Source organism: Ancylobacter sp. FA202 (assembly GCF_000380205.1).
Classification (GTDB): Bacteria; Pseudomonadota; Alphaproteobacteria; order Rhizobiales; family Xanthobacteraceae; genus Ancylobacter.
On sequence record NZ_KB904818.1, the window covers coordinates 2254022 to 2273467 of the forward strand.

The window sequence follows — 19446 nt, forward strand, 5'->3', positions numbered from 1 at the left end:
CTAGCAAGTGTCGCGCAAGGACTCTAGCGCCGGCCGGTCCGGGCGACGGCGGCGGCCATCATTTCCTCGATCTTGGCGGCGAGCGTCTCGATGGCGAAGGGCTTGGTCAGCATTTCCATATGGGTGCCGAGCACGTGCGAGCGCGCCACCGTATCCCCGGCATAGCCGGTGAGGAACAGGATCGGCAGGTCCGGCCGGTGGCGGCGCGCCACCTCGGCCAGTTCGCGCCCATTCATGCCGGGCAGGCCGACATCGGAGATCATCAACTTGATATCGCGGCCGGAGGCGAGCTCGACGATGGCGCCCGGCGCGTCCGAGGTCTCGATGGCGGCATAGCCAAGCTCGGCGAGAATGTCGGCCACCAGCACCCGCACCGAGGCGTCGTCCTCGACCAGCAGCACGGTCTGTCCCTCGCCCCCGGCCGCCATTGCCGGCAGGTCGGCATCGGTCTCGCCGGGCGGCTCGGCGGCGGGCAGGAAAAGCTCCACCGTCGTGCCCTCGCCCGGCGCGCTGGTGATGGCGACATGGCCCTCGCTCTGGCGGGCGAAGCCATAGACCATGGACAGGCCGAGCCCGGTGCCCAGCCCCACCGGCTTGGTGGTGAAGAACGGCTCGAACACCTTGCTCAGCACGTCAGGCGTCATGCCGGTGCCGGTATCGGTGACGGCGATGACGACATAGCGGCCCGGCTTGGCCTCGGGCGTGCCGGCGGCGTCCTGCGCCTTCAGCACCACCGGGCGGGTGGCGAGGGTGAGGCGGCCGCCAGTGGGCATGGCGTCGCGGGCATTGATGACGAGGTTGAGGATCGCGCTTTCCAGCTGGTTGGCGTCGGCGGTGCCCCAGCCCACGCGCTCGTCGCAGGCGATGTCGAGCGCGATCGTTTCACCCAGCGTGCGGCTCAAAAGGTCGTGCAGCGAGCCGACCAGCGCATTGATGTGGACGGGCCGCGAATCCAGCGACTGCCGGCGGGAGAAGGCGAGCAGGCGCTGCGTCAGCGCCGCCGCGCGCTGGGCCGAGACCGAGGCGACCTCAAGGAAGCGGTCGAGATCGTCGAAGCGACCGGAGGCGAGGCGGCGCTTCATGATGTCGACGGCGCCGATGACGCCGGTCAGCATGTTGTTGAAGTCGTGCGCGATGCCACCGGTGAGCTGGCCGACGGCCTCCATCTTCTGCGCCTGCCGCAGCGCTTCCTCGGTGCGGCGCAGCGCTTCCTCGGCCGCGCGCTCGGCGGTGATGTCGCGGCCCACCGCCTGCAGCAAATCGTCGGCCGCCACCGCGCTCCATTCGATGCAGCGCACCTCGCCATCCCTGGCCCGCAGCTGCAGCGCGAACAGCTGCGGCGCCGTCTCCTGGCTCAGCGCGGCCAGTATCTCGCGGAAGCGCGGCCGGTCGGTGGGCAGGATGAAATCGAGCAGGTTGGCGCCGGCGAGATCTTCGGCTTCCCAGCCGAGGATGCGGGTCCAGGCCGGGTTGGTGGCATTGACCACGCCGTCGAGCCGGCCCACCACCATGATGTCGGTGGACAGGCGCCACATGCGGTCGCGGTCGGCGGTGCGCTCGGCCACGCGCCGCTCCAGCGTGAGGTTGAGGCTGCGCAGCTCCGCCTCGGCCGCCTTGCGCTCATTGACGTCGCGCAGGATGGCGGTGACGAAGAAACGCCCATCGCTCGACCAGCGCGAGGCGGTCAGCTCCAGATGGCTTGGCGAGCCGTCGCGCCGGCGGGCGGTGACTTCCACCGGGCGGGTGAGGGGCGTGCCGGCGCGCACGCTCTCCCAGGCGGTGCGCCAGGCCTCCTGTTCTTCCAGCAGCGCCGAAAGGGTGGCGCCGACCAGCGCCTCCGGCGCGGCGCCGAACTGGTGGGCGGCGGAAGGATTGGCCAGCTGGACCACCCCGTCGGCGTCGAGCGTCAATATCGCGTCATGGGCGCTGTCGACGACGGCGTGGTAGCGGGCATTCTGCCGCTCGCGCAGCACCCGCTCGCGATTGGCGCTGGCGGTGACGTCGACCACCTGCACCAGGCAGAAGTCGTGCGGCTTGCCGCCCAGCGCCCGGATCGAGGTGTTGTGCACCATCGGCAGGCCGGCGCGGGTGCGCAGCGGCAACACGGCGGGATGCAGCGAATGGGTGAGCAGGCTGGCGGCGCCGGAGGCGAAGCTCTCGGCCAGGGCGGAGTGGAAGCGCGCCGGAAGGGCGGGAAACAGCGCCGGCAGGCTCTGGCCGACACACTCGGCGGCGGGGCGGCGGGTGCCGGCGGCGATCCACTCGTTCCACACCACCACGCGCCCGGCGCGATCGACGACGATGACACCGCCATCCAGCCCGTCGACAATGGCATGCGCCAGATGTTGGTCAGACAGGGGCATCGGCCTCAGGCGTCATTCCGCCGGCTGTGCGTTCGATGAACTCGTCGAGCAGCCCTTCCAGCGCGGCCAGCGAGGGCATGTCCATCAGCATCGCGATATAGCCGCGAATGTCGCGCTCGCGGACGGCGAAGTTGATGTAGAGGAACAGCACCACATCGCCGGATTCCGGTGGCGGCGCCAGCTCGAACAGGTCGCGGCTGTCGCCGCGCAGGATTTCCGGCAGCGACATTTTGAGGCTGCGGTGCAGCATGTTGGCGATGGTCGCCAGGCAGCCATTGAGGATGATGTTGCCGGTTTCCGCCAGCGCTTCCTGTTCCAGCTCGATGATGTCTTCCAGCGGCAGCCCGCCGCCGGTGACGGCGCGAACCAGTTCGAGGCTGTTGATCTCCGGAAAAATCAGCAAGGCGCGGCCGGTGATGTCGCCCTCGAACAGCTGGTGCACGGCGACCAGCTGCTTTTCCTCGGTGGCACCGACGACATCAATCGCGTCGTCGCGGCTGAGCAGCGTCACCCGGGGAACGGAGAGCAGGACCTGCTGGCCGACCAGCTCGCGCAGGCTCGCCGCCGCCCGGCTGACGCCGAGATTGACCAGCTCGGTCAGCGCGTCGATCTGCAGCTCGCTGAGGGCAAGGCGGCTCTGGTCGCTCACATGGGGCCCTTGGACAGCTGAACCTGAGTGAGAAATCGGCCCAACTCGTCTTCCGTCAAGGGCTTGGAGAGAAATATCGCGCCGACATCATGCGCCTGGGCGACGATTTCCTTCTGGTGATTGGCGGAGATGATGGCCATGGCGAGGCCCGGCATCAGCGCGCGCAGCTCGCCCGCCAGCTCAAGCCCGTCGCGGCCGGGCATGTTGAAGTCCAAAAGGGCGATGTCGAAGGGCTGCTGGTGGGCAAGGGCGAGGGCGTCGTCGGCATTGGCGGCCTCGGTCCGCACCCAGTCGGGGTGGAGCTTGTTCATGGCCTTGGCAATCGCCATGCGGGCGAGCTTGCTGTCGTCGACAATGAGAACTTGAAACGGCATGGGGGGACGGCTCCGGCGGGCGACGGCGCACCCTTGGTATTCAAAGTGCATCTTATGCCTCAAGCCGGGCCGCGCCGCCAGCGGGCGGGCGGTTCAGCAGGGGCGCGACATGGCGGGCGAGGAAGGCGCTGGCCGGCACGCCGCGCAGCTTTGGCCGCAGGGCGAGCAGCACCTGCACCACCGCCGTGTGGGCGCCGGTGCAGCCCTGCCAGTCGACGGTGGCGCCGGGGGTGGCGATGAGCCGCGCCAGCAGCGCCTCCGCCTCCTCGCTGCCGCAGAGGCCGTCGAGATGGAGGGTGCCGTCGCCGGCAATCCGCACCGTCATGTTCGCACCCTCATGACTTTGCCTTCATGGCTGCAACGCTTCGAGATCGAGCACGATGAGCACGCGGCCATCGCCGAGCAGGGTGGTGCCGAGGCAGGGCAGGCCGGCGAGCAGCCCTTCCAGCGGCCGCAGCATCACCTCCATGCGGGCGCCGAGCCGCTCCACCTCCAGCCCGCCATACTGGCCATCGAGGCGGGTGATGACGACCAGCGCCTCGCCCTCGCCGGCTGGCGCGGGGGCGGGAGACGGGGCCGGGGCAAGGCCCATGGACTGCGACAGATTGATCAGCGGCACGGTGCGGGCGCGCCAGACAAAGGCCCGCGCCGCGCCGATGCGGGAGATGGCGCTGCGCGGCAGCCGCACCGTCTCCACCACCGCCTCCAGCGGCAGGCCCAGCACCTGCCCGCCGGCTTCCACCGAGAGGACGTCGCTTTTCAGGATGCTGACCGGCAGGCTCAGCGCCAGGCGCGTGCCCTCGCCCGGGCGGCTGTGGACGCTGACCCGGCCGCCGAGGCGCGCCAGGGCGACGCGCACCGCGTCCATGCCCACCCCGCGCCCGGAATAGCCGGTGACTTCGTCACGGGTGGAGAAGCCGGGGGCGAAGATCAGCTCCAGCGCCTCCTCCTCGCTCAGCGCCGCCAGCGCGTCCGGCGTGGCCAGCCCGCGGGCGGCGGCGCGGGCGCGCAGGCGGGCGGTGTCGATGCCGGCGCCGTCATCCTCGATGTCGATGGCGAGCCGGTCCTCGACCCGGCGGGCCCGCACCACGACGATGCCGGTTTCCGGCTTGCCGGCGGCGGCGCGGGCGGCCGCCGGCTCGATGCCATGATCGGCGGCGTTGCGCAGAATGTGCAGCAGCGGCTCGAACAGCGCTTCGACGATCGCCTTGTCGGCCTGCGTCTCCTCGCCCTCGCTGACGAGGCGGATCGGCTTGCCCAGCGCCTCCGACATGTCGCGCACCAGCCGCGGCAGGCGCTGGAACACATGGCGCAGCGGCAGCACGCGCAGGCCGAGCACCGCATGCTGCAGCTCGCCGACCAGCCGCTCCAGCGCCTCGTGATGGGATTTCAGCCGTGCGGCGAGTTCACGGGCGGCGAGTTCACGGGCCGCCTCACCGCTGCCGGCCGGCGCCGCCGCCAGCCGGGCATGATGGGCGGCCTGCGTCTTCAGCACGGTGAACTCGCCGGTGAGGCGGACCAGCGCGTCGACGCGCTCGACATCGACCCGCAGCGAGCGCGCCCCGATATCGGCGATCACCGGCTCCGGCGGCGGGGCTGGCGCTGCAGCGGCAGAAGCGGCGGGCGCCCCGGCGAGCATGCCGGAAAGCGTTTCGGCGAGACGTTCCGGCGTGGCGCCGCTCGCGGCGAGGCGCTCCAGCGCGTCGGCCTCAAGCGCGCGGCCGCTGGCCCGCAGCACCTGCCACGCGGCGTGCAGGGCGCTCGCCCGCCGGCCCTCGAAGCCCCCGTCGCGCGGCCCGCGCAGCAGCGCGATCTGCGCCTCGATCAGAAGGGTGGCGGCGTCGGGCGCCGCTTCGCCGGGATCCGCCGCCGGCGGGGCGAGATCGCGCCATTCCACCGCGCCGGACAGGCCGGCAAAGACCGGCGCCAGCTGGGAGCGCGGTTCTGAGCTGGCGATGAAAAGGGTTAGCCGGCATCGGAACGGGTCGATCTCCTCGGGCGCCGGCGAGGCCGCGTCAAGGACGAGGTCGAGGGCCAGCAGGCCGGGCAGCGCCTCCACCGTGGCGAGCGGGTCCTCGCCGCGAAAGAAGGCGTCTTCCGCCGGGGTGTAGGCGAGGGCGCAGCGCGCCTTGCTTGCCGACGCCGTCGCGAGACACCGCTCCAGCCAGCTCTCGAACGCCGCGGGCGCGGCCTCGCGCGCGCCCGCGGCAATGGGCCCGGCCGCAGGCGGCGCGGCAGAATCGCCTTGCGCAAACAGCGCGATCATCGCCCCGGCGGCGGGCTCGGCGTCGGTCGGCGGCTCGCCGGTGGCTTCGATGGCGTCGAGCCAGCGCACCACCTGGTCGAGGCAGGTGAGGCACCGGCCGATCAGCTCGCCGGTGAGGGGGACGGCGCCGCTGCGCACCTGCGACAGCGCGTCCTCCGCCGCGTGCAGGGCGCGGGCCATGGCGGCGAAATCGATGATGCCGGCCGAACCCTTGAGCGTGTGGAAGGCGCGGAACGCGCCGTCGATCGCCGCCGCGTCGCGTGGGCGCTCCTCCGCCGCCAGCAGATCGGCCGTGCCCTGCGCCACCAGCTCGCGCGCCTCGATGAGGAACTGCTCGATGAACTCGTTCACGCCGGCACCCCGCACAGCAGCCGGGCGTGGAGCACCAGCGTTGCCGGCTCCAGCGGCTTGACCAGATAGAGATTGGCCCCCGCCGCCCGGGCGGCCGCGACATCGCCCGCGCCGGCCTCGGTGCTGGTGACGAGCGCCGGCAGCGCGGCAAGCGGCAGGGGCTGGCGGCGCAGCGCCCGCAGGAAGCTGATGCCGTCCATCAGCGGCATGTTGACATCAACGATGACGAGATCGGCCGGCGCCTGAAGCAGCTTTTCCAGCGCCTCGACCCCGTTCAGCGCCTCGTCGACCACAAAGCCGGCGGCCTCCAGCGCCTGCCGGTAATAGAGCCTGACGAGGCCGGCATCGTCGACCACCAGAATGCGCGCGCGCCCCGCCTCAGCCATCGCCGCGCTCCCCCGGCCGCTGGTAGATGATGGCGTCGGCAAAGCGGCGCACCTCGAACAGCGGCGAGATCCGGCTCATCGATTCACTGTGGCCCAGACAGATGAAGCCGCCCGGCAGCAGGTTTTCATACAGGTTCTCCGCCGCCATGCGCCGCGAGGCCTCGTCGAAATAGATGAGCACGTTGCGGCAGAAAATGACATCGAAGCGGCCATGGGCGCGGGTTTGCGCCAGATCCACCAGATTGACGGTGGAAAAATGGATCGACTGCCTGAGATCGGCGATCAGCCGCCAGTGCTCGTCATCCACCGGCTCGAAATATTTGCCGATCAGCGCCTCGGGCAGCCGCATCAGCGCCCGGCGGCCGAAAAGCCCGGCCCGCGCCGCCTCCAGCGCCCTTGTGTCGATGTCGGAACCGACGATCTCGATCTCGTAGGCGTCGACCTGCGGCCAGTGTTCCAGCAGCCAGATGGCGATGGAATAGGGCTCCTCGCCGGTCGAGCACGGCACCGACCAGATGCGCAGCGGCCCGCCCGCCGGGCGCTCCCTGAGGCGCGCGGCGAGGAGATCGGTGCTGAGGCACTGGAGCTGGTGCTCCTCGCGGAAGAAATAGGTCTCGTTGACGGTGAAGGCGTTGATGAAGGGCTCGACCTCGCCGGGCTGGTCGCTGCGCAGGCGGGCGAAATAGCTGGCGAAGGAGGTGGCGCCGGTGGCGCGCATGCGCTCAGCGAGGCGGCGCTCGACAAAATAGCGCTTGGCCTCGGTGAACACCATGCCGCTGCGGCGGTAGAGGAACTCGCACAGGCGCCGGAAATCCTCGTCGTTCACGGGCGCGCTCACGGGTCGATGGCGGTGGAGGCCCTGATCCGCCCGATGGCGACCTCAAAGGCGAAACGCAGGAACGGCGTGGCGTCGAAACGCCGGGCCGCGCGCTCCAGCACGGGCAGCGCCTGCGGCCCACCCAGATCGGTGAGAACGTCAAGCGCTGCGGCGCAAACGTTCGGCTCGCTCTCGCGTTCCACCGCGGCGCAAAGCAGCGTGGTCGCCTCGGGCGCGGGCAGGGCGCGCGCCAGTTCGCAGGCCAGCAGCCTGATGTCGGGATCAGGGTCGGCGAGCAGCGCCGGCAGCCGGGCGGGAAGCCGGGCCGGCATGGCGGCGAGCGCGGCGAGCGCACCATTGCGCAGGCCTGCCTCCTCCGCGCGCAGCAGCGGCAGCAGCGCGTCGGCGGCCTCCTCGCAGGCGAGGCGGGCGAGGGCGGTGAAGATCACCTCGCGCACCGCCGGCTCGGCCTCCATTTGCAGCGCGGCGCTCAGCGGCGCCAGCGCGCCCGGCAGGACAGCTAGCGCGCGGGCGGCGTGGAGCCGCTCCCCGGCGCTGCCGCCTTCCAGCGCGGCGACGAGGGCGGCGCGGTCGGCGGCGTGATCGGCGGCCGGCGCGGCGGCCTCGCCGGCTCCGGCGCGGATCAGCGGCATGTCGGGGCACCATTCATCAGGGCACCATTTTTTCGAGGCGGGCGGCGATGTCCGGCAGCGGCTCGACGAATTCGGCGCCGCCGGCCTTCACCAGCTCGCCGGGCATGCCCCATACAATGGCGGTTTCCTCGGCCTCGGCAATGGTGTGCCCGCCCTGCGCCCGCAGCGTCGCCATTGCCTGCGCGCCATCATTGCCCATGCCGGTCATCAGCACCCCCACCAGCTGGCGGGGCGGCAGATGCTCCAGCGCGCTGCGCACCAGCCGGTCGGTCGAGGGGTGCCAGAGATAGGTTGCCTGTGCCGGGGCGGCCATCGCCACCAGCCCGCCGGCGCGGCGCGAGACGATCAAGTCGGCATCGCCGGCGCCGATATAGACCGTGCCGGGCTGCAGCGGCACCGGCCGGCGCACCTCCACCACAGTGAGCGCGCACAGCGCGTCGAGCCGGCGCGCCAGCGGGCCGGTGAAGCTACCCGGCATGTGCTGCGCCACCAGGATCGGCCAGGGAAAATCGGCCGGCAGCGGCACCAGCAGCGCCTCCAGCGCCGGCGGGCCGCCGGTGGAGGTGCCGACCAGCACCAGCCCCTCGCCGGGGAGCGGCGCCTCGCTGGGAAAGTGTGCCGCGCCGGTGGCGGCAGCGGGCACGAGGTCCGGACGGGGGGAAGCGGCGGCGCGGCCGATGCGGTGGCGCACCCGCTCACGCAGGCGCAGGCTCGGCCGCACCCGGGCGCGGGCAGCGCCGCGCACCGCTTCCACCAGAGCCGGCGCCCATTCGCGAAGGTGCAGAGACACCGCGCCGGCGGGCTTCGGCACGAAGTCCACCGCGCCGAGCTGCAGCCCTTTCAGCGTCGCCTCGGCGCCCGCTTCCGTGTGCGAGGACACCATCACCACCGGGCAGGGCCGCTCGACCATCAGCTGGTCGAGGCAGGCGAGGCCGTCGAGGCGCGGCATGTTGAGATCCAGCGTGATCACATCGGGGGCGAAGGCGCGGTTCTGCTCCAGCGCCTCCAGCCCGTCGCGGGCGAAGCGCAGCTCGAAATCGCCGGCCTGGGTGAATACCTCGCCGAGCAGCTTGCGCAGCAGTGCCGAGTCGTCGACCACCAGAAGCTTGATCACGCCTTTTTCGGCCCGGCTTTGCCAGCCGGACGGGTTGCCGGACGGGTTGCCGGCTTGGGCTCGGCTTTGGCGAAGGCGTCGAGCAGGCCGCGCTCGGTGCGGGTCAGCAATTCGGCGGGGTCGAGCAGGAGAATGATCCGTCCGGCCTGTTCGAGATTGAGGATGCCCGACACCAGCCGCGTCGGCTCGCCGGCGAGGTCGGGCGCCGGCGCGATGTCGTCCGGCGGGCGGCGCAGGATTTCGCTCACCCCGTCGACGAGGATGCCGGCGCGGTGCTGGCCGCTGCGCAGCACGATCAGCCGGCGGCGCCGGCCCTGCGTCAGCGGTGGCATGTCGAAGCGGCGGCGCTGGTCGATCACCGGCAGCACCGCGCCGCGCAGATTGATCACGCCTTCCAGGAAGGCGGGGGTCTTCGGGATCCGGGTGAGGGTGTCAGGCACCTTCATCACCTCGTCCACCGCCGCGATCGGCAGGCCATATTCGTCGCCGCCGAGGCTGAACACCAGGAAGGACGCATCCTCCTCGCCCTCTGCCGGGGCGGTCGCGGCCTCGGCCGCGTCATGCGTGTCGAGGCGCTGCATGACCTCCTCCCGGAACAGCCTGTGTGAATCGAGGATCGACACCAGCCGGCTGCCATCGCCGGCACGGAAGATCGCCTTCAGCCGCGCCTCGCCGCCCACCCGCGCCGCCAGTGCCGGCGGGATCGGCTCGACCCGCGCGGGATCGAGCGGCAGCACGGCGGTGATGCGGTCGACAACCAGCCCGACCCACAGCGCGCCGTGCTTCACCACCACCACCTTGGCCGTGCGTGTCGCGGTGGCCGGCGGCAGGCCGAGCAGCGCCCGCAGCGCGAACAGCGGCAGCAGCCGGTCGCGATAGACCATGACGCCGCGTTCTATCGCCTCCGTGGGGGAGGCTCGCGCTTCGCCGAGCGGCAGCGTGGTCACGGCCTCGGGCAGCGGCACCACCTCGCGCACCTCCTCGATCGGCAGGGCGTATTCCTGGCCATCGGCCTCGAAGCTGACGAGCTTGCCGGCGCTCGCTTCCATGGCCGGGGCGGCCGGCGCGCTCGCGGCACCCGGGGCGGGGCGGCGGGGCGGCCGGGCGCGCGGGGCGAAGGCGGTGGCCAGCAGCGGGACGATATCCAGCACAAGCGCGACGTCGCGCGCGCCATGGAAGCGGAAGGCGCCGGTGAGCCTTTCGCCGGGGCGCACCAGGGCGCTCGCCTGCGCGTCTTCCAGATGGTCGGGATCGATCGCCACCAGTTCGCCCACGCCATCCACCGCCAGCGCCACCGGGCTCTCGCCGCGCAGTACGATGGCGCGCGCGCTGGCGAGCGGGGCGGGCGCCTCGGCCCGGCCGAGCAAAGCGCGGGCGCTGGCGACCGGCAGAGCCGTGCCGCGCAGATTGCCGATGCCGAGAAGACCGACCGGCGCCTGCGGCAGGCGGGCGAGCGCGGGCACCCGCACCACCTCCGCCACCGCCTCGGCCGGCAGCGCATAATGGGCCGCTTCGACCCGGAAGGTGAGGAAGCGCAGCGGCGCGCGGCCGGCGGCGGGGTCTGGCTCAGACATCGGGCTGCTGCAGCTCGTCGGCGAGCGAGGCGATCTCCTCGATGGCGGCGGCAAGGTCGTCCGCGCCTTCCGCCTGCTGCGAGGAGGCCGTCGCCGCCTGCTGCGAGGCGGCGCTGGCCTGTTCCGCCGTCGCGGCGATCTCGCGCGCCGCCAGCGCGCACTGGCCGGCGGCGGTGAGAATGTCCTTCGCCCCGAGAAGAATCGCCCGGTTGACCGCGCTCAGGGCGGCGACATCGCCATCGAGCTTTTCCAGCGCGCCGAACAGGCCACGATTGGCCTGGATCTCGGCCTCGGCGGCGAGAATGGCCTGCTCGCTGTCGCGGCGCAGCGCACCGATCTGCTCCAGAATGGCGCGCACCCGGTCCTTGATGCCACCGACACTCTCGGACGCGTCGCGGGCGAGGCTGCGGATGTCGGCGGAGACGAGGGCGAAGCCGCGCCCGGCCTCGCCGGTGCGGGCGGCCTCCACCGAGCCGCTGACGGCGAGCATGGTGATCTGCACCGCAACCAGCGCGGTGGCATCGACGATCTTCTCGATCCGGCGCCCCAGCTCTTCGAGCTCCTGCAGGGTGGCGAGCCCGGCGCGGGTGCCGGCCAGGGTCGCCTCGACCCCGTCCATCAGCCGCTCCAGCGCGGCGCGGCTCTCGCCCAGCCCGGCCTCCACCGCCGCGACACGGTCGCTCGCGGCGGTCGCCTTGTCGCGGGCGAGGCCGGCGCCGGCCTCGATCTGCGTCAGCGCGGCGGAGGTCTGCTGGGTGGCGCCGGCCTGCTGCTGGAAGCCGCGATCGATCTGCTCGATCGCCGCCATGATCTGCGCGGCGGCGCTGGAGAGCTCCTGGATGGTGGCGGAAAGCTCCTCGGCGGTGGTGGCGATCTGCTCGACCTGCGCCTGCGCCGTCGTGCCCGCGCGCAGGCCATCGGTCACGCGCGCCAGCGCCTGGGCGGCGACCTGGCCCTGTTCGAGCGACAAGGCCTGCTGGTGGATGGCGGTCTGGGCCTGGGTGGCGGCCGCCGCCTGCGTTTCCGCCACGCGGGCGATCTGGGCGGCGCCGCGCTGGGCTTCGGCCGCGGCGCGCTCCGCCTCCAGCGCGGCTGTGGCGATCTGGTCACTGCCTTCGGTCAGCTGCCCCATATCGGCGCGCAGCGCTTCCAGCGCGACGACGATGGCGGCGCCGGCCCGGGCCTGCGCCCGCGCCGCCTCGGCGCCCTGCTTGACGCCTTCGGCGACGGAGCGGACCTGCGCCTGGATGGTTTCGGCAAGGCCCTGCACCTCGCCGGCGCTCGCCTCCGAGACTTCCGCCAGCGCCCGGACCTCTTCCGCCACCACGGCGAAGCCGCGCCCCTTGTCGCCGGCCCGCGCCGCCTCGATGGCGGCGTTCAGCGCGAGCAGGTTGGTCTGGTCGGAAATCCGCCCCACCGTCTCGGTGATGGCACCGATGTCGCGCGCCCGGCGCTCCAACTCGTCGATCCGCGCCACCGAGGCCTGCTGGCGGTCGGCATTGCGCTCGATGGAGCGGATGGAGGCGGTGATCTGCAGCGCGGTTTCGGCCACCACCAGCTGCACCGCCTCGGTGCGCCGGCGCCCGGCATCGACCTCGGCGCGGGCGCTCACCAGCGTGGCCGCCACCGCCTTGATCGCGGTGAGCTGTTCCTGCGACCCGCCGGCGGCCTCGTCGGCACCGGCGGCGATCAGCTCCATGGACCGGCGCAGTTCCTCGGCGGCGGCCGAGGCCTCCATCAGTCCGCTGGCCAGTTCCTCGGTCGCCGCCGCGAGGCGTTCGGACACCTTGTCCAGCGGCGCGGCGGCGCGGCGGGCCGGGGCGGGCTTCACCGCCCCGCGCGCCGGCGGCTCCCCGTCCTTGCTGGAGGCCGGGGTCAGTTTGGTAGATTTCACAAGCGCCATGCCGCCCTCTGGATCGTCGGCCCAATTTTCGTTGCGGCCCGCACTGTGCGATGGCCCACCGGCGGGCGCAACGGCGCCGCCTGACGTGGCCGCCGATGATCGCGCCAGAGGGTTCAAGTCGGCGGGCGGCAAAGGGTTCCACACAGAGTCAGGCGGAGACCTGGCGCGCCGCCAGCCGCGCGCTGCGGTACTGCCTCGGCGAGGCGCCCAGGGCATTGCGGAACTCGCGGGAGAAATGCGCCGCATCCGAGAAGCCGCAATCAAAGGCGATTTCGGTGATGCTGCGCGGGCTGTTCTCCAGCATCCAGCGGGCATAATGCGTGCGCAGCTGCCGCTGGAAGGCCGCCGGGGCGATGCCGAGCGTCGCGCCAAACGCCCGTTCCAGCTGGCGGGTGGAACAGCCGACATAGCGGGCGATCGCGTCCATCGACGGGGGATCGTCCAGCCGCTGCTCCATGAAATGCACTGCCTGGTGCACCCGCGCATCGGTGACGCGGGCGAGATCGGCGACGAAATGCGGCTGCGGCAGCGAGGGCGGGCGCATGCCCTGCAGCATCATGTGCCGCACCGCCTGGTTGGCCTTGGTCGCCCCGCAATGGCGGGTGACAAGATAGAGGCCGAGATCGATCGCGGCCGTGGAACCGGCGCAGGAGAGCAGGTCGCCCTCGTCGACGAACAGCTTGTCGGTCACGGCGTTGAGCGTGGGAAACTGCGCCTGGAACGCCTCCAGCACGTTCCAGTGGATGCACACGGTGCGCCTTTCCGCCAGCCCGGCCTGGGCGATGGCGAAGGTGCCGGTGCACACGCCGATCAGCCGCGCCCGGCAGGCGGCGGCGCGGCGCAGATAGTCCAGCAGCGCCGCCGGCGGGTGCTCGTTGAGATAGTCATTGCCGCCGCACACCGCGATATAGTCGAACTGGGCCGGATCGAGCAGCGGCGCGCTGTCGGAGATCACCACGCCGCAGCTGGCCCGGCGCGGGGTGCCGTCGAGGCTCATCACCGTCCAGGAGGCGTGGATCTGCCGGCTGCGCCCGCCATGGTCGGCGGCGAGCCGCAGCGCGTCGATAAGGCCTCCAAACGCCGCCAGGGTGAACTGGTCGAGCAGCACGAAGCCGACCCGCAGCGGCGACAGCCGGCCGGGCACGGCGGGGGGCTCGTCGTCGGGGCGCGGGGCGAGGGATGGCGCGGAGGTCATGTCGCTCATATCAAAGTTTCTGGCCCGATCCTGCAAGCCAACGCTGCGTCAGGCGACGACACTGGCCCTTGCCTGCACATGAGGGGAGATAACAACATGGCACGCTTATCCGGTCTTGTTACGGCCTCGGCGCTCGCGCTGGCCGCCGCCATCGCGCCGGCATCGGCGCAGGAGGCGCTCCATGTCGCCTGGTATGGCGGCAATTGGGGCGACGCCTTCAAAGCCTGCGTCGCCGATCCCTTCACCAAGGCGACGGGTGTCGCGGTTGTGCCTGAGGTCGGCACCTCCACCGTCACCCTCGCCAAGCTGCAGCAGCAGAAGGACGCCCCCACCATCGACGTCGCCTGGATGGATGGCGGCGTGAGCGAACTGGCGGAAGCCGCCGGCGTGCTGGCGCCGATCACCGAAAAGGGCGTGCCCAACCTGAAGGACGCCCTGCCGCAGGCGGTCTATAGCAACGCCAGCGGCACCTATGCCGTCGGCACCGGCTATTACTCGCTGGGCCTGACCTACAACACCAAGGAAATTCCGCAGGCGCCGACCTCCTGGAACGACCTCTGGAAGCCGGAATATGCCGACGCGGTGACGATCCCCTCGCCGGCCAATTCCTCCGGCGTGCCGTTCCTGTTTTTCCTGCACAAGATCTGGAACGCCCCGGCGGGTGATTTCGCCCCGGTCTTCGCCAAGATCAAGGAGCTGAAGCCGGCGCTGTTCTTCGATTCCTCGGGCGCGGCGTCCAACGCCTTCCAGAGCAGCGAGGCGATCATCGGCGCGCATTTCAACGTCGGCGCCTTCGACCTTGCCGCCAAGGGCCTGCCGATCGGCTTCACCGTGCCGAAGGAAGGCGTGTGGGCCACCGATGCCCGCCTGCACCTCGTGAAGAACGCGCCGCGTGCGGAAATGGCGCAGAAGTTCATCGACACCGCGCTGACACCGGCCGCCTCGCAGTGCCTGGCCGAGAAGCTGTTCCTCGGCCCGTCGGTGAAGGGCGTGAGCGTCTCGCCCGAGACCGCCGCCAAGCTGCCCTGGGGCGCGAAGGGCTCGGTGGAGAACCTCTATCTGCTGAACTGGACCGAGGTGAACGCCAAGCGCGCCGAGCTGGTCGACACCTGGAACCGCGAGATCGCCCGCAAATAGCGCGCGAACCCACGCACCGACCCGCCCGGGCAAGCTTCCAAACGCGGCTTCCGGGCGGGCCCTTCTCCTCACCGATGCCGAGCCTTTTCGCGCAGGGCGGCCGTGATGGTCGCCGCGCGCCGGCTCTGGCGTAATCTGGCTTCGCCGACCTCGGACGGCCACCCTTTGCCGCGCCGTCCGCTCTCCCGCGAGGACACCCCCGTGCCGCCACTTCTGTCCATCGACGCCGTCTCGAAGAACTTCGCCGCGCACCGGGCGCTGGCCGAGGTCGACCTCGCGGTCGAGCCCGGCGAGTTCATCGCCCTGCTCGGGCCGAGCGGCTGCGGCAAGACCACGCTGCTGCGCTGCATCGCCGGCTTTCTCACCCCCGATGCCGGCCGCATCCGCATCGAGGACGAAGACATCACCCGCGCCCCGCCCTATCGCCGGCCGCTGAACACGGTGTTCCAGAGCTACGCGCTGTTTCCGCATATGAGCGTCGCCGACAACGTCGCCTATGGCCCGCGCCGCGCCGGGGTGGGCCGCCGCGAGGCGCAGGCGAGGGCGCGCGAGGCCTTGGCGCTGGTCGGGCTGGAGGAGATGGGCACGCGGCTGCCGCGCGCGCTTTCCGGTGGCCAGCAGCAGCGCGTGGCGCTGGCCCGCGCCATCGTCAACCGGCCGAAGCTGCTGCTGCTCGACGAGCCGCTCTCCGCGCTCGATTTGAAGCTGCGCCGGCGCATGCAGATCGAGCTCAAGCACATCCAGGAAAAGCTCGGCATCGCCTTCATCTTCGTCACCCACGACCAGGAGGAGGCCATGGCGATGGCCGACCGGATCGTGGTGATGAATGCCGGGCGCATCGAGCAGACCGGCACGCCGGAGGCGATCTACCGCGCGCCGGCGACCCGCTTCGTCGCCGAATTCGTCGGCGAGCCGAACCTCATTCCACTGGAGCCGGCCGGGCCGGGCCGGGCGCGGCTCGCCCTTGGCGGGGCGGAGCTGCCCGCCGCGTCCGGCATGCGCTTCGCCATGGCCCGGCCGGAGGACATCGTCCTTGTCGACGGGCCGGTGCCGGACGATGTCGCGACCTTTCCCGGCATCGTCGAGGAGGTGCTGGCGATCGGCCCGCTCACCACGCTGTTCGTGCGCTGCGGCGCGGTGCTGCTGAAAGTGGCGCGGCTCGGCATGTCCGGCGCCGAGCTTGCGCCCGGAAGCGCCGTCACACTTGGCCTGCGCCCCGCCGCGCTGCACCTGATCGCGGAGTGAGCGTCGTGACCGCGCCGCGCATGACATTAGCCCCGCTGCTGTTCGCGCCGCTCGCCTTTTTCGCCGCCTTCTTCCTGGCGCCGATGGCGGTGGTGGCGCTCGCCAGCCTCACCACTGACGAGGGCGGGCTGACCTTCGCCCATTATGCCCGCATCCTGCTCGACCAGTACCATTGGGACGTGCTGTGGGTGACGTTCCGCATCGCGCTCGCCACCACGGCGCTGTGCCTGCTGATCGGCTTTCCGCTCGCCTGGTATCTGGTGCGGATCGTGCGCTGGCGCAGCTGGCGGCGGGCCTGCGTCATTCTCATCGTGGTGCCGCTGTTCACCTCCAACATCGTGCGCTCCTTCGGCTGGATGGTGCTGCTGGGCCGCACCGGCCTTGTCAATCAGGGGCTGATGGGCATGGGCCTCACCGAGCGGCCGATCCGCTTTCTCGGCACCGAGACCGGCATTTTGATCGGCATGGTCTACATTCTCATGCCCTTCGTGGTGCTCTCGGTCGGCAATGCGCTCGCCAAGATCGACACCGCGCTGGAGGATGCCTCGGCCGATCTCGGCGTCGGGCCGGCGCGCACCTTCTGGTTCGTCACCCTGCCACTGTGCCTGCCGGGCGCGGTATCAGGCGCCATCATGGTGTTCGCCTTAGCGGTGAGCGCCTATGTGACGCCAGCGCTGCTCTCGGGCGGGCAGATCACCGTCTTTTCCATGCTGATCTTCCAGCAATATTCCTCGGTATTCGACTTCCATTATGGCGGCGCGCTGAGCGTGACGCTGCTGGTGCTGACGCTGGTTCTCGTCACCCTCGCCGGGCGCATCGGCGAGCGCGGAAGGAGGGCGGCATGATCGCGCGCCTTCTCATCCGCATCATCGCGCTCGCCGCCATGGCCTATCTGGTGCTGCCGCTGGTGGTGATCATCGGCGCGTCGCTGACGGAGACGAGCTATCTCGCCTTTCCCCCGCAGGGGCTGACGCTGAAATGGTTCGGCGTGCTGTTCGACGACCCGTCCTATGTCTCGGCCTTCATCACCTCGACCCTGCTGGCGCTGGCGGCGACCGGGGTGGCGGTGCTGCTGGCGGTGCCGGCAAGCCTCGCTTTGGCGCGCTATGTCTTCGCCGGGCGAGCGGCGGCGGCCTCGCTGCTGATGTCGCCGCTCGTGCTGCCCTATGTGGTGCTCGGCGCCGCGCTGCTGCAGTTCGGCACCGATTTCGGGCTGGCGCGCTCCTTCGAGGCACTGCTCGTCGGCCATGTGGTCATCGTCATGCCCTTCGTGCTGCGCTCGGTGCTGCCGCTGCTGACGCCGGAGCAGCGGGCGCTGGAAGAGGCCTCGATGGACCTCGGCGGCACCCCGCTCGCCACCTTCTTCCTGGTGGTGCTGCCGCAGATACGCGGCGGCATCGTCTCGGGCGCGCTTCTCGCCTTCATCTCCTCCTGGATCAATGTCGAGCTGTCGATCTTCAACACGACGTCGGCGCTCAACACCATCCCGGTGAAGATGTTCAACTACGTGCAGTACACGATCGATCCCACGATCGCGGCGGTGTCCGCGATCACCATCGTCGCGGCTGCGCTCGTCATCATCCTTCTCGATCTGCTGATCGGCCTCGACATGCTGTCCGAGCGCCAACAGCCCTAAGTCCAACGGAGCCTTCGCGATGCGCAAGCAGGATAGTTTCGACGTCATCTACACCCACACCGAGGGTGAGCCGCTCTGCATCATCCATAGCGGCATTCCCTATCCCGCAGGCTCCACAATCCTGGAGAAGCGCGCCTTCCTGGAGGCCAATTACGACTGGGTGCGCACCGCGCTGATGCGCGAGCCGCGCGGCCATCGCGACATGTTCGGCGTGTTCCTGACCCCGCCTTCCTCGCCCGATTATGATGCCGGCCTGATCTATATCGACGGCACGCAGTACTCCCACATGTGCGGTCACGGCACGATCGCGGTCGCCATGGCGATGGTCGCGCACGGCTTCGTGCGCCGTTCGGAAGACGGCATCACCAAGATCCGCTTCGAGACCACCGCCGGGCTGGTGCAGGCGGAAGTGGCCACGCAGGGCGACGAGGTGCTTTGGACGCGCTTCGAGAACGTGCCGGCCTATGTCGCGGCGCAGGATGTGGCGTTCGACCTGCCGGGCGTCGGCGCGCTTAAGGCCGACATCGTCTGGGGCGGTAATTATTTCGGCATCATCGACCTGCGCGGCACGGCGCTGAAGATCGGCCCGGAAAACGGCTCGGAGCTCTCCCGCCTCGGCATTCTCGCCCGCGAGGCGATCCGCGAGAAGGTGAAGATCCAGCACCCGACCGCCGGGCACATCAACAATTTCAACTTCGTCACCTTCTGGCACGAGCCGACCATCGAGGGCGCGCTCTACAAGAACGTGCATGTGTTCAGCGCCGGCCAGCTCGACCGTTCCCCCGGCGGCACCGGCACCAGCGCGATGATGGCGATGTTCGAGGCGCGGGGCGTGATCGGGCTGCATCAGCCGATCACCTCCGAGGGGCTGCTCGGCACCGGCACGTTCGAGGGCGAACTGATCGGCGAGACCCGTCTCAACGATGTGCGCGCCGTGCGCCCGACGGTGAAGGGCACCGCCGGCCTGCTCGGCACCGCGCGCTGGCTGATCGACCGCAAGGACCCGGTCGGCGCCGGCTTCCTGGTCGCCTGACGCTCACGACGGTTCCGGAAATGAGGAGACCGGCGCCACGCGGCGCCGGTCTTTTGCCGGCTTATTGATAAGGCGCTCTAGCGGGCCATGGCGCGCAGTTCGGCGATCTCGGCTTCCGTCAGGTAACGGATCTTCTCGCCGCGCAGCAGGAAGGCGAGCCGGGCGGTTTCTTCCAGTTCCTCGGCATTGTTGACCGCGTCTTCGAGGTCCTTGCCCAGCACCACCACGCCATGCGAGGCGAGCAGGAAGGCGTTGACCGGGTGCGCCCGGGCCGCGATGGCGAGGTCGCGGGCGATTTCCGCCGCGCCCGGCCGGTAATAGGGAATGACCGGCATATAGCCGGCGCGCATCACGTAATAGGGCGTGAAGGGGCGCAGGGCGTTGTCGGTCGGCAGGTCTTCCAGGCAGGACAAGGCGGTGAGATAGGTGGAGTGCAGGTGCACGATCGCCCCCGCCTCCGGCCGCGCCTCGAACAAAGCGAGATGGAAGGCAAATTCCTTCGACGGCTTCGGCCCCGGCACCGGGGTGCCCGCCGCGTCGATCTGCGCGAGGTTGTCCGGCGTCAGCCGCCCGAGGCTGCCGCCCGTCGGCGTGACCAGAAAGCCGCCTTCCTCCAGCCGCACCGACACATTGCCGGCGCCGCCGACGGAATAGCCGCGATCGAACAGGCTCTTGCAGAGGGCGCAGAGCTGTTCGGCCCTGGAGTTCCGGCTCATTTTCTTCCTCCACGCGCGATGAACGAGGACCGGC

18 protein-coding genes are annotated in these 19446 nt (G+C 70.7%); 5 read left to right on the forward strand and 13 right to left on the reverse strand.

The window, feature by feature from the left end; genetic code table 11:
• Positions 1–23: 23 nt before the first annotated feature.
• The 12 genes from A3M1_RS0110265 to A3M1_RS0110320 form a co-directional block, all read right to left on the reverse strand.
• The gene (locus A3M1_RS0110265) at positions 24–2363 is read right to left on the reverse strand and encodes a PAS domain S-box protein (protein WP_018388879.1); all 2340 of its coding nucleotides are present in this window, start codon (positions 2361–2363) and stop codon (positions 24–26) included.
• Positions 2350–3012 (reverse strand): hypothetical protein, encoded by a 663-nt coding sequence (locus A3M1_RS0110270; RefSeq protein WP_018388880.1) that lies wholly within the window; start codon positions 3010–3012, stop codon positions 2350–2352. The genes A3M1_RS0110265 and A3M1_RS0110270 overlap by 14 nt, the downstream gene beginning before the upstream one ends.
• Positions 3009–3386 (reverse strand): response regulator transcription factor, encoded by a 378-nt coding sequence (locus A3M1_RS0110275; protein WP_018388881.1) that lies wholly within the window; start codon positions 3384–3386, stop codon positions 3009–3011. The genes A3M1_RS0110270 and A3M1_RS0110275 overlap by 4 nt, the downstream gene beginning before the upstream one ends.
• A 52-nt stretch (positions 3387–3438) precedes the next feature.
• A complete protein-coding gene (locus A3M1_RS0110280; protein ID WP_018388882.1) occupies positions 3439–3711 on the reverse strand; it encodes a hypothetical protein in 273 nt (90 codons plus the stop codon).
• 24 nt (positions 3712–3735) lie between these two features.
• Complete coding sequence (locus A3M1_RS0110285; RefSeq protein WP_245261631.1) at positions 3736–6003, reverse strand: chemotaxis protein CheA; 2268 nt, start codon at positions 6001–6003, stop codon at positions 3736–3738.
• Positions 6000–6389, reverse strand: a complete 390-nt coding sequence (locus tag A3M1_RS0110290) for a response regulator (protein WP_018388884.1) — start codon at positions 6387–6389, stop codon at positions 6000–6002. Before A3M1_RS0110290 ends, A3M1_RS0110285 begins: the two co-directional genes overlap by 4 nt.
• A complete protein-coding gene (locus tag A3M1_RS0110295; protein ID WP_018388885.1) occupies positions 6382–7215 on the reverse strand; it encodes a protein-glutamate O-methyltransferase CheR in 834 nt (277 codons plus the stop codon). Before A3M1_RS0110295 ends, A3M1_RS0110290 begins: the two co-directional genes overlap by 8 nt.
• An 8-nt stretch (positions 7216–7223) precedes the next feature.
• A complete protein-coding gene (locus A3M1_RS0110300; protein ID WP_018388886.1) occupies positions 7224–7859 on the reverse strand; it encodes a HEAT repeat domain-containing protein in 636 nt (211 codons plus the stop codon).
• Positions 7860–7875: 16 nt separating this feature from the next.
• Positions 7876–8973: a chemotaxis-specific protein-glutamate methyltransferase CheB gene (gene cheB / locus A3M1_RS0110305; protein ID WP_018388887.1), complete on the reverse strand. Its 1098-nt coding sequence runs from the start codon at positions 8971–8973 to the stop codon at positions 7876–7878.
• Positions 8970–10547 carry a chemotaxis protein CheW gene (locus A3M1_RS0110310; RefSeq protein ID WP_018388888.1) on the reverse strand — a complete coding sequence of 526 codons (1578 nt, stop codon included), beginning with the start codon at positions 10545–10547 and terminating at the stop codon, positions 8970–8972. Before A3M1_RS0110310 ends, cheB begins: the two co-directional genes overlap by 4 nt.
• Positions 10540–12450, reverse strand: a complete 1911-nt coding sequence (locus A3M1_RS0110315) for a methyl-accepting chemotaxis protein (protein WP_018388889.1) — start codon at positions 12448–12450, stop codon at positions 10540–10542. Before A3M1_RS0110315 ends, A3M1_RS0110310 begins: the two co-directional genes overlap by 8 nt.
• Positions 12451–12598: 148 nt before the next feature.
• Entirely contained in the window at positions 12599–13654 is a 1056-nt protein-coding gene (locus A3M1_RS0110320; RefSeq protein ID WP_018388890.1) for a GlxA family transcriptional regulator, read from the reverse strand.
• Between the two features lie 87 nt (positions 13655–13741).
• Between A3M1_RS0110320 and A3M1_RS0110325 the strand changes: the two genes are divergently transcribed.
• The 5 genes from A3M1_RS0110325 (at position 13742) to A3M1_RS0110345 (ending at position 18696) form a co-directional block, all read left to right on the forward strand.
• A complete protein-coding gene (locus A3M1_RS0110325) occupies positions 13742–14782 on the forward strand; it encodes an ABC transporter substrate-binding protein (RefSeq protein ID WP_018388891.1) in 1041 nt (346 codons plus the stop codon).
• Positions 14783–14887: 105 nt separating this feature from the next.
• Positions 14888–16027: an ABC transporter ATP-binding protein gene (locus A3M1_RS0110330; protein ID WP_018388892.1), complete on the forward strand. Its 1140-nt coding sequence runs from the start codon at positions 14888–14890 to the stop codon at positions 16025–16027.
• Between the two features lie 20 nt (positions 16028–16047).
• Positions 16048–16872, forward strand: a complete 825-nt coding sequence (locus tag A3M1_RS0110335; protein WP_245261632.1) for an ABC transporter permease — start codon at positions 16048–16050, stop codon at positions 16870–16872.
• Positions 16869–17663 carry an ABC transporter permease gene (locus A3M1_RS0110340; RefSeq protein WP_018388894.1) on the forward strand — a complete coding sequence of 265 codons (795 nt, stop codon included), beginning with the start codon at positions 16869–16871 and terminating at the stop codon, positions 17661–17663. Before A3M1_RS0110335 ends, A3M1_RS0110340 begins: the two co-directional genes overlap by 4 nt.
• Positions 17664–17682: 19 nt before the next feature.
• A complete protein-coding gene (locus tag A3M1_RS0110345) occupies positions 17683–18696 on the forward strand; it encodes a proline racemase family protein (protein WP_018388895.1) in 1014 nt (337 codons plus the stop codon).
• A 77-nt stretch (positions 18697–18773) separates the two neighbouring features.
• On the opposite strand, the gene A3M1_RS0110350 is transcribed toward A3M1_RS0110345, so the two are convergent.
• The gene (locus tag A3M1_RS0110350) at positions 18774–19412 is read right to left on the reverse strand and encodes an aldolase (RefSeq protein WP_018388896.1); all 639 of its coding nucleotides are present in this window, start codon (positions 19410–19412) and stop codon (positions 18774–18776) included.
• Positions 19413–19446: the final 34 nt, after the last annotated feature.